General features: G+C 41.1%; 11 protein-coding genes. 10 read left to right on the top strand and 1 reads right to left on the bottom strand.

Annotation, left to right across the window (positions count from 1 at the left end):
- The first annotated feature begins 93 nt into the window (after nt 1-93).
- The 9 genes from BLT91_RS16500 to BLT91_RS16460 all read left to right on the top strand — a co-directional run bounded on the left by BLT91_RS16500 (nt 94) and on the right by BLT91_RS16460 (nt 8,952).
- Complete coding sequence (locus BLT91_RS16500; RefSeq protein ID WP_090822803.1) at nt 94-2,007, top strand: APC family permease; 1,914 nt, start codon at nt 94-96, stop codon at nt 2,005-2,007.
- Between the two features lie 161 nt (nt 2,008-2,168).
- A complete protein-coding gene (locus BLT91_RS16495; RefSeq protein WP_217635232.1) occupies nt 2,169-3,509 on the top strand; it encodes a Mur ligase family protein in 1,341 nt (446 codons plus the stop codon).
- Nucleotides 3,490-4,215: a type 1 glutamine amidotransferase gene (locus BLT91_RS16490; RefSeq protein WP_090822799.1), complete on the top strand. Its 726-nt coding sequence runs from the start codon at nt 3,490-3,492 to the stop codon at nt 4,213-4,215. The genes BLT91_RS16495 and BLT91_RS16490 overlap by 20 nt, the downstream gene beginning before the upstream one ends.
- A gap of 17 nt (nt 4,216-4,232) precedes the next feature.
- Nucleotides 4,233-4,931 (top strand): polysaccharide deacetylase family protein, encoded by a 699-nt coding sequence (locus BLT91_RS16485; protein ID WP_368086811.1) that lies wholly within the window; start codon nt 4,233-4,235, stop codon nt 4,929-4,931.
- Between the two features lie 147 nt (nt 4,932-5,078).
- The gene (locus BLT91_RS16480; RefSeq protein WP_090822798.1) at nt 5,079-6,323 is read left to right on the top strand and encodes a D-alanyl-D-alanine carboxypeptidase family protein; all 1,245 of its coding nucleotides are present in this window, start codon (nt 5,079-5,081) and stop codon (nt 6,321-6,323) included.
- Between the two features lie 59 nt (nt 6,324-6,382).
- Nucleotides 6,383-7,534, top strand: a complete 1,152-nt coding sequence (locus BLT91_RS16475; protein ID WP_254776983.1) for an FtsW/RodA/SpoVE family cell cycle protein — start codon at nt 6,383-6,385, stop codon at nt 7,532-7,534.
- Nucleotides 7,535-7,935: 401 nt separating this feature from the next.
- Nucleotides 7,936-8,115 (top strand): hypothetical protein, encoded by a 180-nt coding sequence (locus tag BLT91_RS16470; protein ID WP_090822796.1) that lies wholly within the window; start codon nt 7,936-7,938, stop codon nt 8,113-8,115.
- Between the two features lie 177 nt (nt 8,116-8,292).
- The gene (locus BLT91_RS16465; protein ID WP_090822794.1) at nt 8,293-8,487 is read left to right on the top strand and encodes a hypothetical protein; all 195 of its coding nucleotides are present in this window, start codon (nt 8,293-8,295) and stop codon (nt 8,485-8,487) included.
- 174 nt (nt 8,488-8,661) lie between these two features.
- Complete coding sequence (locus tag BLT91_RS16460) at nt 8,662-8,952, top strand: hypothetical protein (protein ID WP_090822792.1); 291 nt, start codon at nt 8,662-8,664, stop codon at nt 8,950-8,952.
- A gap of 130 nt (nt 8,953-9,082) precedes the next feature.
- Here the strand turns inward: BLT91_RS16460 and BLT91_RS16455 are convergent, their stop codons facing one another.
- Nucleotides 9,083-9,943: an AraC family transcriptional regulator gene (locus BLT91_RS16455; RefSeq protein WP_090822790.1), complete on the bottom strand. Its 861-nt coding sequence runs from the start codon at nt 9,941-9,943 to the stop codon at nt 9,083-9,085.
- 135 nt (nt 9,944-10,078) lie between these two features.
- Here BLT91_RS16455 and BLT91_RS16450 point away from each other — a divergent pair, with 135 nt between their 5' ends.
- Complete coding sequence (locus tag BLT91_RS16450; RefSeq protein WP_090822788.1) at nt 10,079-13,225, top strand: beta-galactosidase, LacZ type; 3,147 nt, start codon at nt 10,079-10,081, stop codon at nt 13,223-13,225.
- Nucleotides 13,226-13,233: the final 8 nt, after the last annotated feature.

The raw sequence follows: 13,233 nt of genomic DNA, 5'->3' as shown, positions 1-13,233 counted from the left end.
ATATGTCGCTTGCGTTTGAAATTATTTGTATGTAAAACAATCCCAATGATAACCATATATAATAATTACCTAATCGTAAAGGAAGTGTCTGTTATGCATATGCATCTGTCGAGTGTAGTTGAAACAGTATTCATCATACTGGCTTTATTAGCCATTTGGTACTCTTTTTCTAATTTCACCAACATAAAAAGGGTTTTTATAGGCAGACCAATGCGGACTAAAGAGCTGAATGCTCAGCACACCAAAATTTTCTGGATGTTAGCACTGCCCATTCTTTCTGCTGATCTATATTCGTCAGTAGCCTATGGACCGGAATCTGGAATAACTGAACTATTATCTCTTGGTCCTGCGGCAAAGTGGTTTATATTGCCAATAACAATCGCCACGGTGGTTCTCCTTGGAATTCTGATTATATCCTATATTATGGGTGTTATTGCGTATCCAAGTGGTGGAGGAGCCTATGCGATTGCAAAAGATAATTTCAAGAAATCATGGCCGTCGTTAATCGCTTCTAGTTCCTTACTTGTTGATTATTTGTTGACTGTTGCAGTTTCTGTATCGGCAGCAGTAGAAGCCATATCATCCGCGTATCCAGCAGTTGCACCCTTCGAAACCACATTGGCGATCCTTTGTGTTTTCTTGTTGGTGATAATCAATTTACGTGGTGTAGCCGAATCTGCGGTTGTCTTCGCCTGGCCAACTTTTATATTTATGGCATGTATGCTTTTCTTAATAATTACTGGCTTTTTAGATGAATTGCAGCATGGCTTCGTTCAGAATGCTACACCACCTTTTGGAACGTTTCCGCAAGGAATAACAACTTTGTTGATACTAAAGGCGTTTAGTTCCGCTTGTTCGGCTTTAACTGGAATAGAAACGATCTCGAATGCAGTACCAATTTTTCGGGAGCCTAAACAAAAAAGTGCGATCAAGACTTATATCGCCCTAGGAATCATTACTGGAATCACATTAATAGGGTTTTCGTACCATTTGTATGTAAAAGGGATTACGCCAGATCCGAAAAATACCATGTTATCTCAACTGGCAGAGGGTTATTTTGGGCATGGGGTCATCTATCAGATCATCATTTGGTCTACATTCATTGTCTTAATATTAGCCGCGAACTCCACCTTCACTGGATTTCCTCAATTGTCAGCAATCGTAGCGTCAGACGGCTATTTACCGCGTGCCTTAACCAATCGTGGAGATCGTTTAGGGTACTCCAACGGGATTTTGGTTTTAGCCGGACTTGCCAGTATTCTGATCATTTCATTTCATGCTCAAACGAATGCATTAATACCGCTTTATGCAATCGGTGTTTTCCTCTCCTTTACCGTAGCCCAAATCGGACTTCTACGGCGATGGAAAAGAGTCAAGGGACCAAATTGGCAATTAAAATTTACGATTAATTTCATTGGCTCAGTAATAACGGCTGTTGTAGCCATGATATTTTCTATTACCAAATTTGTTGATGGAGCATGGGTTGTTTTGATTGTATTGCCACTGATTGTTGCCTTTTCGTACCTAGTAAAAAAACATTACAATCAAGTGGCAATGGAACTTAAGATTGATCCTAAACAAACACGTCCCAGTGAACATAGGATTATTTCCATTGTATTGGTGTCTGGCGTGCATCGTGTCGTCAACAATACCGTTACTTTTGCAATGAGTCTGGGAACAGAAGTGATTGCTGTTTATGTGGGTTTTGATGATGATGCCATCGAAAAGATGGAATCGAAGTGGGAGGAATGGGGAAACCCGTGTAGGTTAGTTACCCTCAAAAGTTCATATCGTTCCATTCTTGAGCCAATTTCACGGTTCATTCAAACAATTGAAAGATGGGAAGGGGGTAAACCTGACCATATTCATATTATTGTGCCTCAATTCATCCCGAAAAGATGGTGGCACCATATCCTACATAATCAAAGTGCGTTACTGTTGCGTGCTTGGTTATTCAGGCACAAAGATGTGATCATTACGACGGTCCCTTATCACCTTCAAAAATAAGAAAAAACAAATTTTTAATGAAGACCTCCTTTTCACTTGAAGGCGGTCTTTTGTTTTGCAAAGAAATGAAGTGAAGAAGTATTTTACTCAGATGGATGGGTATATTAATTTTCATTCGCATCTTGGGCAGTTTGTTACAAAATGTTGAGGGGGTTGGGATAATGATAAAAAAAAATGTCGCTATCTTTAGCGGTAAGACGGCGGGTAAATTAAGTCGATTATTAGGTAATAATGGGTCTACTCTTCCGGGAGTAGTGGCATTAAAAATCGATCCGAACATTATAAGGAAATTATCTCGTCATATAAAACATTTTATTTTTATAACCGGTACAAACGGTAAAACGACAACTTCAAATTTATTAGCACACCTCTTAAGATCAACGGGAATGAAAATTCTGAATAATTCCGAAGGGGCAAATATGATTTCTGGGGTAGCCGCTTGTTTAATAAATAATACTTCGATCTTGGGCCATATAGATTACGACTATGCTGTACTGGAAATTGACGAGGCAAGTCTTCCAGTTATTTTGAAACAAATCACTCCGCAAATGCTCATTATTACTAATTTTTTTCGTGATCAATTAGATCGTTACGGTGAGATAGACATGCTTATCAAAGATATTGAAAAGGCAATACATCCTATAGAAACGAAAATGATATTAAATGCGGATGATCCCAATGTTTTTCGTCTGAGCTCTCATAACAAAGATAACATTTATTACGGACTTGGTAAAAAGGCATATATGTTTGGAGATTATGGGATGAGTGAGTCAAAGTATTGCCCAATGTGCGGTGAAGAAATGCTGTATGATCACATTCATTTTAACCAGTTAGGATTTTTTTCCTGCTCCTGTGGATTTGAACGACCAATCCCAAATTACGAAATCGACAACATTCAAAGCAACCCGTTAACCTTTTCTTTAAAAAATGAAACCTACCAGATGAATATGACGGGTACCTATAATGTTTATAATGCATTGGCAGCTATTACTTGTGCAGCTGAACTTGGTATACAGGATAGAAACATAAAAAAATCCTTACATAATTTTCATTTGACCAATGGACGAATGCAGTTGTTTTTTTATAAGGGATTTCCATATATCGTTAATCTTAATAAAAATCCTTCTGGCATGAATGTCTCGTTATCAGAGATCCTCTCAACTCATTATGAGAAGCAAATTGTTTTCTTCATTAATGACTTTATTGCGGATGGGAGAGATGTTTCATGGATCTGGGACATTGATTTTGAATGCCTGCAAAGGGAAGATATCAAAAGAATAATTTGCTCTGGCAGCCGAACTTCAGACATCATGCTTCGTCTTAAGTATGCAGGTATTGATCCTAATAAAGTTATCAAAATTCCATCTATAGAGAAAGCAATACAAGATGCGTTCAGCCACCCGATGCCTACTTATTTCTTACCGACCTATACGGCATTACAAGAGGTTAAAAACCATACTGAGAGGAGTATAAAGAAGGAAAATGAATCTTGTGCTCTATAACTTATTCCCGGATAGATTAAATTTATACGGCGATAGAGGAAATGTGATTGCTCTTCAAAAACGGTGCGAATGGAGAGGCATTCATTTAAAAATTGTGGATATAAAATCGGCAAATGACATGAACTTATTGTCCGTAGATATTATTTTCATCGGTGGGGGAAGTGATCGTGAGCAAGGTCTGATTACAAAGGAATTACTAAAAATCAAAAAGGATTTTAAATTATGTGTTGAAGATGGTATAAGTTGTCTCGCCATATGTGGCGGATATCAACTTCTAGGGAGTTATTACGTCACTTCAGAAGGGAATAAGCATATGGGAATGGAAATATGTGATTTTTACTCCGCAGCACAAAAGGATCGTCAGGTCGGTAACATTTTAATTGAAACAAAGGAATTCGGTAAAGTAGTAGGTTTTGAAAATCATTCTGGGAGAACCTATCACCCGTACAAACCGTTAGGTAAAGTCATCAAAGGTTATGGTAATAATGGGGAAGATGGCACAGAGGGCCTGTGCTATAACAATGTAATTGGAACTTATCTTCATGGTCCAATTTTGCCTAAAAATCCATCATTAACGGATCATATCATTGCCGCGGCGATTGAAAGAAAATATGGAAAAAAAGAACTCATAGAACTTGATGATGCTTTGGAATACGAGACAAAACATAATGCGGAAAAAATTTGTCTTACCTTACAACGCAGCTGAAGGGGAGAAACAGCAAATTGAAATTACAATTTCTTATGAAGTTAATACTGGGACTAACCGTTGTGACTCCTATGACAGCGGCGGCTTCAGCCCCTAGCAGCGAAGTGATTTCGAAAATAGAAACCGACCATAAATGGATTGCTATCACGTTTGACGACGGTCCTAATCCCGTATATACGCCGCAAATCCTAGATCTATTGAGCCAGTACCAGGCTAAGGCTACTTTCTTTGTTTTAGGTAAACGTGTACAGATGTACCCCACAATTGCGATCCGCGAGGTAAATGAAGGTCATGAAATCGCTAATCATACATTCGATCATCATTTCCTGAAAAATTACCCTGCTCGAAAAATAATTGATGAAATCCGTCAAACGCAGGAGCTCATTTTTGACCTAACAGAACAAATGCCTCATGTTTTTCGGCCGCCGGGGGGGTTCTATAATGAAGAGCTGTTAAATTCAATGAAGGAAGATAAGCTGACCGTCGTTATATGGTCTTGGTATCAAGATACGAAAGATTGGCGTAAGCCGGGAGTGAATAAAATTGTAAACCAAGTGATCAGTAATGTTCATAATGGTGATATCATTTTATTCCATGATTTGGAGGGGGATTGCAGTCAAACCGTAGAATCACTGAAAATCATTCTTCCCGAGCTTCAAAGGCAGGGCTATCAATTTCTGACCGTTTCCGACTTAATCGCCAAAGCAAAAAAATAAGTGTTACAGCTCCCCAGAAATGGGGAATTTTTTTGTTTTCATTTGTTTTTAAGGAACTAAGAATATAATAAATCTCGTAAAAGTTTAGAAATCAAATACTGGCGTATTTTTATATAGTTAGATTGACTTTATTTGGGAGGATTTGGAATGAAGAAAGTGGTGTTCATCATCGTTATGCTCGCAGCTGTGCTGGGCCAAGTAGGAATTGCTTATGGAGAGGCCAATCCTCCAGCTATTTATAGCGGCACAGGTGTTGTGATCGATAGTTCGACAGGAGAGGTACTCTTTCAAAAAAACAAAGATGAACAAGCGTTTCCTGCTAGCTTAACAAAGCTTATGACCGCCATTCTCCTAGAAGATCATATGGCGGACGGTGAATGGATGTCCGCTAGTAAAAAAGCCACACAGCAAGAAGTAAGCAATTTTGTTTTCAATATTAAAATCGGCGAGAAGATGCAAAAAGAAGAAGCTTTGAGGGCACTGCTCGTGATCTCGGCCAATGATGTAGCGATGATGATAGCCGAACATATTGGAGGCGATGAGGCCGCTTTTGCCGCGATGATGAATACAAGGGCAGCGTCAATCGGCATGACACATACGCATTTCGTAACACCTAACGGTCTGCATGATCCAGAGCATTATACAACTACCTATGATTTGGCTCTGCTTGCCAAAGAAACCATGAAATATCCAGCCATTATGGAAGCAATGGGAACCGAAAAGATAGAGGTGAAGACGGACCAGCGGTCTGTGCTGATAAAAGATCGCAGCCTCATTTTTCAAAATCCAATAGCATTGGGCGGGAAAACAGGCTATACTAGCCAAGCTCGCAATACTTTAATTGAATATATGAAAAAAGACAATAAGACGGTCATTGCAGTCGTAATGAAATCTACGCGAGGAAATGAATATCAAGACGTGCAAATGATAGGCAATTATGGACTCGACCATCTCGATGTGCAGATGATGTTTCAAAAAGGGGATATCGCCGGTGAGACGACCTTTTATGGTGAGAACGTTCAAGGCGTCCTGGGGAATTCCTATGTTTTGACCAAACGAAAAGGTGATGCCGCTGTTTATACGTATACGCCTGTTTTTACGCCGTGGCAAAGTGGGCAGAAAACGATCGCAGCCGGCGAGGTGATTGGCGATTATCAGATTAAGAAAAACGGGGAGCTGCTGACGCAAATCCCAATTGTTTCTTCCAAACAAGTCATTCATACGGATCCTTCCCCAATCAACCAAGAGGTAAGTCAATCTTCATCAACAAATTGGCCGTTTTGGATTGTTGCGGGCATAGTCCTCTTTGCATTCGGCTCATTCAGCCTGATACAAAAGCGAAAACAACAAAAGCTAATATCTACATTCTCCCAGAAAGAGTATGATGCCTAAGTATGGCGAGTATTGGGATCTTACTTAAATATCACTAGAAGAGGGGGGAGGAACCGCACGTGATCAAAGATATGTTGCTTAGAGCGAAAAAAATTGATCTTATCATTATTGCCTTATTGTTATGTTTCATGGCTATCAGTACGATAGTGATCTACAGCGCCACACATAATACAACGAAATTTGCTGGACTGCATGTGAATAACCTAGTTATGTTCTCTGCTATGTTTGTGCCTATGCTGATCTTGGCCATGCTCGATTACCGGGGGATTGTACGACATTTATCCGTAATTCTATATGTAATCGGAATTCTGCTTTTAATCTTTGTCATGTTTAAAGGCATGAACATTAATGGATCTCAGCGATGGATCAATCTGCATTTTATGCAGTTTCAGCCTTCTGAATTAGCAAAAATATTCGTCATCTTGCTGTTAGCCAAAATGTTGGAAAACCGTAAGGGTGAATATCTACGATTGTTTCAAGATATACTTCCCATGATAGTGGTTATGGGAATACCCTGTCTGATGGTTATGAATCAACCGGATCTCGGAACATCGATTGTTTTTGTCTGTATATTGATTGGTATGTTATGGATCGGGAAGATTCGTATCAAGCATGGACTCATCGGGTTATTTGGGATAGTTGGGATTATTGGCAGTATTACAATGCTGTACTTTGTGGATGTCCCATTATTCAATAAAATTGTAAAGCCGCATCAACTTCATAGAATTCAAACTTTTATAAACCCGGCTAGCGATCCAGATCAAAGTTATCATGTTCTCAATTCCATTAAGGCAGTGAGTTCGGGTGAGTTGATGGGTGAAGGATTCCTTCACGGTAAAATGGTACAGAGCGGATACATCCCCTATGATTATGCAGATTCGATTTATGTTGTCATTGGTGAAGAATTTGGTTTTGTTGGATCAGCAGTACTTTTGCTGCTTTACTTTTTTTTGATTTATCGAATGATTCGAATTGCTATGGCAAGCGAAGATGTAGCTGGTTCCTATTTGATAATTGGTGTGATATCGATGTTTACTTTGCAAATTTTCGAAAATATAGCCATGCATACAGGACTTATGCCACTTACTGGAATTGCACTCCCATTTGTTAGCTATGGAGGAAGTTCTCTAATGACAAATATGCTTTCTATGGGTTTGGTTCTTAGTGTATCGGTTCATCAATCGAAACCTTTTCATTTTGGGGAGGAATAGAACAGTAACGGCAAAGAAGCTGAGCGACAGCTTCTATAATAACTCAGTCAAGCATTGGATAAATCGACGTAAATATTATCGATGAATAATCCCGAGTATTGAAAGAAGTCGAAGCAAAGGAATAGAGGAACGCATACGTAAACCGAGTGACAGCAGAACGAACATTTCTGCTGTTTTTTCTATATCAACCGATTGTGAAATAACCCCATGAACGCTGGCCGGTCCACAACGTTCATAAAACGTTCATTTTTTCTCATACCGACTATTGGTTTATAAATACACTGAAGTTGATTCCACAAATTGGATGTTTTGAAAATGAAACAGACGGTCATAAAGTGTAAATGTTTTTCGAAGGTTATACGGGTGCCAACCATCATACTAAATTATAGGGGTAGTATATCTTGCATAGACTAAAAGCGATTAAATTTAACGTGGAAAATGTGATGTGGTTAACTCCAGCATTGATTCTTGGGATTGGTTTTCTTCCAAATGTCGCGGATAGCGATTGGTGGAAAGCATTAGGGACTGTCCTTTTTTTGACCATCATTTCCTTATGTGGCTGGGGATGGCGTGAAAACTAAGCTATAACAGAGTATGCCATTTCTGAAATTCATCATCCCTGGTTAATCTTCTTATGTCCGTTCTGGAGCACCCAACCGTCCCCGTCCGGAGTCATTTCGCTTTTATTTAACAATTAATCTTGTTCTAATAAAATCTTAATGTTTCTATTCTATCATTGATCTAAGGGAGTGATAGATATGACATCTTCTTACTTCGATCAATGGCTGGATGAATATAATGACTATATGAGGCTATATCAGATCTTTGGAGATAAGGAATATTTAGAAGAAGCTGGAGAGATACTCAATAGTTTGGAAGTTATAGTAACTAGAGCTGAACAACATAAATCAATTGTTTCGAAGATGATGAGTAAAAAGATTCATGCATTTTGAAAAGCATGTTATGCACGGTTTTCTTTTTCCGGGAAAGTGAATGTTTGGATTCATGCGGGAGCTATTCACCTCAGCAGTGGAGCATGTAGTATTTAGGAACTTTTTTTTCGGTTTGGGCTTCTTTATCTTATGAATTGAGAGTAAAATAAAGGACAAGAGGAGGATTGATAAAGGATGAGTACGCTGAAAAGTTTCACTGATTCTGATCAACATATTTCGTTGGAGTTAAGAGATGATCATTTAACGGTGCTTCGTTTGTACGGTGAAACATCCATTTACCCTTTCAAAAATATTACTCTTGCCTCTGGGCCTATCCCTGAATATCCACTGAACCGCGTAGCTTTAACGGTTATTGATTTCAACACCGGTGTAACCGATTTCAAATTTTCTTCTAGTAAAAATGATTTTGAGATATTCGTCCAAAAACTGATAGAAGTTCATAGTGAATTTATACCAAACCACTAGACACGGCTAATAATTGAATCCCCAGAAGGACAGACGATTCCATTCGTTCTGTCCTTTTTCTATGGCTTATGCAACATATAATACGCTGGAGGTTTTTTTGAAAAACGTTTAGGATGGAGTGATCATTGAACTAACGAAATTCTTCCGGTTGGTTCTTTTTGCTGTATTGGTTTCTGAAAACTTCGGGTGTCAAACCAACTGATTTCCGAAATGTCGAGATGAAATGCGAAGCGTCGAGGAAACCGGTCGCATCGGCGACCTGTTTCACTGTGTGATCCGGCTGGGCAATCAGCAATTCTTTGGATTTCTGAAGACGCAGCTGCAGTAAGTATTGGTAAGGGGAGAGATCGAATGATTTACGAAATAACGTATTGATGTGCTGCGGGCTAACCCCAAGCACTTGAGACATCCAAGTAAGTCCGACATCAGATGATGCGAAGTTATTTTCCAATTGAAACAAAAGCGGCAGCAAACGCTCGTGACTTTGGGAAAATGATGCTCTTTTATTAACGTTACCGTGCTTTTTGAGTAAAGTGAGGAATTGATAAATTTCAAGCGAACCATTCATACCGGTGAAGTCATGACTGTAGCGGTATTTTTCGTAATAGTACTCGTGAATATTAGCAAGCGGTGTATCCACACCCCAGCTTATTTGCGTAGATAACGGTATCTCTAGCGCATATACAGTAGAGGCCGCTAGTGCGCCATCGAAGGTTAAATACCATGTTGACCACTTGGATGAAGGGACTTTGTACTCATGCGGGACGCCCGCGAGCAGGAGCATACCTTGATTCTCGCCCAATTTGACCGATCCGCTATCGAGGATGATTTCTCCGCTGCCTTCAATCGTTTGCAGCCAGTGGAAGCAGGGATAGCCTTCTTCCCTCTTGTAAAATTGCTGCTCGCTTTCGTAGCCGACTGTTTCCAAGATGAGTGGAAGTTTCCGGTCCGTTTCCGTAATGACGAAGAATTTCCTATAATCTGTAGCCATATAATGCAGTTCAGCTCTTTCATTTTTTAATATGCCATGCGTAGTATCTTATATTTTAAAAGAAAATATTGTCTTGTACAATAAGAAGGTAGTTGATAATAATTATACAACCTATAAAAGTGAGGAATTCAACTGATGGCAAAAAAATTCGTATATACACCGCCCGTAAACGGTTTCCCGGAATGGAATAATAATCCTCAGATTTTTCAATTGAACCGCATAGAAGCGTTTGCTACATTAATGCCTTATCGGTCCGAAGAGGAAGCGCTTGCAGGCGTTCGTGAAGCATCCGATTTTTACCATTCTTTGAACGGTACTTGGAAGTTCCATTTTGCTGAGAATGCACAAGACCGTCCGCAAGAATTTTATCAGAGCGACTATGATTGCAGCAGCTGGGCGGATATCGAGGTGCCTTCCCATTGGCAGCTGCAGGGCTTTGACTTTCCGCAATATACGAATATCATATATCCATGGGTGGGGCATGAAGATTTGAAGCCCCCTTTTGCTCCTGTTAGATACAATCCTGTCGGCTCCTATTCCCGCAGCTTTGCAGTACCAACGGACTGGGCAGGTCAACCCGTATATCTGAGCTTTCAAGGGGTAGAATCAGCTTTCTATGTGTGGGTAAACGGGGATTTGGTGGGCTTTAGCCAGGATTCGTTTACACCTGCGGATTTTGATATTACGCCTTACTTGGTAGAGGGTGAGAATAAACTTGCCGTAGAGGTTTACCGTTGGAGTGATGCGAGCTGGCTGGAGGATCAAGATTTCTGGCGGTTAAGCGGTATTTTCCGTGATGTATATATGTATACCACGCCAATAACGCATATTGCTGATTTCAAGGTGATGACGAATCTGGACGACGCCTTCGAGAATGCGGAGCTGCGTATTCAAGCGAAATTAACGAACTATGATGGACTTGGCATTGGTACCCGTCGTGTGGAAGCTGTCTTATATGATAGTGATTTGAAGCCGCTATGGAAGGAGCCTATATCTGTACAAGTAAATGTCAGCGGAGCCCAGCAACAGGAAGTGGAGCTCTCCACTAACGTTGATTGTCCGGCTAAATGGAGCGCGGAGAAGCCAAATCTCTATACGCTTGTTTTGAGTTTAAAAGATGAAAATGGATCGCTGGTGGAAACGGAAAGCTGCAAGGTTGGTTTCCGTAAATTTGAAATACAAGACGGTTTGATGAAGATCAATGGTGAGCGCATCGTATTCAAAGGCGTTAATCGCCATGAATTTGATACGGACCGCGGTCGTTCTGTCGATAAGGTAAGTATGCTTTCTGATATTTTGCTAATGAAACAATATAATATCAATGCTGTGCGGACCTCACACTATCCTAATAATCCGTACTGGTATGATCTATGTGATCAATATGGGTTGTATGTGATTGACGAAACGAATCTCGAGACACATGGCACATGGAGCTATGGATTAGACGATGATAGAGACGCCGTACCGGGAAGTAAGCCGGAATGGACGGGAGCGGTTCTGGATCGGGCAAACTCGATGATGCAAAGAGATAAGAACCATCCTTCGATTGTGATTTGGTCGCTGGGGAATGAGGCCTACGGTGGAGACAACTTTATTAAAATGCACGACTTCCTTCGTGAAGCAGACCCATCGAGAGTTGTCCATTACGAGGGTGTTTTTAACTTCCGCGCATCGGAAGCTTCCTCAGATATTGAAAGTCAGATGTACGCCAGAATTGAAAAAATCGAAGAGTACGCAAGAAATAAGCCAAAGAAGCCTTTTATTCTTTGTGAATACAGTCATGCTATGGGGAATTCATGCGGCAATTTATTTAAGTACTGGGAGTTGTTTGATAAATATCCCGTACTCCAAGGCGGATTTATTTGGGACTGGATTGATCAATCGATCCGTACGACAACACCTGAGGGCATCACATATCAAGCTTACGGCGGCGATTTCGGGGATACTCCGAACGACGGCAACTTCTGCGGAAATGGATTAATATTCGCAGATCGTACACTATCACCGAAAATCTATGAAGTGAAGAAGTGCTATCAGAATGTGAAGTTTGAAGCGCTGGATCTTGTTAAAGGCCAAGTCAAGGTGACGAATCAATATTTATTTACGGATCTGAGTGAGTTTGATTGGACCTGGATAATCGAGCGCAATGGGGTGTCGGTTGGAGAAGCGAAGCGTGGACAATTTGCCGTGAAACCAGGGGAATCAGCTGTTGTTGAATTAGCTTTGGATCACACGGAGGCAGCTTCGCCGAAAGATGAGTTCGTTATGACGATCAGTCTACAGTTGAAAGAAGATACACTATGGGCTCAGAAGGGGCATGAGATCGCTTGGGAGCAGTTCTTGCTTCCTGTAAGCAAGACAGCGTGGTCTCATGTTGATCTGGCTATACAAGGAGAATCCGCTGCGCCCCTTTCCGCTCTAGAAGCTATACAAATTGTATCAACAAAGGAAGAAATAAGCCTTAAGGGGGGGAACTTCTCACTTCAATTCAACGCGGCAACCGGTGATATCACTTCCTACGTTTACGAAGGAAGCGAGCTGTTTCTGACAGGTCCGGCACCTAATTTCTGGCGTGCTTATACCGATAACGATCGAGGAAATCAGCATCATATTCGCTGTGAGACATGGCAAGAGGCTGGCAGTAGAAGAACGCTGCAATCTTTGCAAGTGAAGTCGATTGCCAATGGCCGTGCAGAGGTGCTTGTTCGTTTTGAATTAGCTACAGAGCCAGCTTCCGAAGTGCAATTGGTTTACACGGTAGTGCCAAATGGGGAAGTCGAAGTGCGTCTGGAGCTCGTGCCAGGGGCTCATTTACCTGAAATTCCGGAAATCGGCGTGCTCCTCCAATTAGACGGTTCCTTCCAACAATTAAACTGGTACGGCCGTGGGCCGCAAGAGAATTATTGGGATCGTGCGCTTGGAGCCAAATTGGCTTTGCACAGCGGAACCGTAAAGGAGCAGTTCGTACCGTACCTACGCCCACAGGAATGTGGAAACAAGACGGATGTGCGTTGGGCGACTTTGACAGATGCTAAGGGCCGAGGCCTCCGAATTACAGGGCTGCCAACCGTTGAATTGAATGCACTGCCATATTTGCCATCAGAGTTGGAGGCCCATGACCATACGTATAAGTTGCCGACTAGCAACAAAGTCGTGCTGCGAGTGAACTACAAGCAAATGGGCGTCGGCGGAGATGACAGTTGGGGAGCCAGAACACATCCAGAGTTCACGCTGTATGCCAACCGTACTTACGCGTACTCCTTCACATTTAAAGGAATTTAGATCATAGA

Origin of the sequence: Paenibacillus sp. yr247 (genome assembly GCF_900103825.1) — a bacterium.
Classification (GTDB): Bacteria; Bacillota; Bacilli; order Paenibacillales; family NBRC-103111; genus Paenibacillus_E.
Note: the sequence above shows the minus strand (reverse complement) of the source record. Positions and strands in the feature narration are given on the sequence as shown.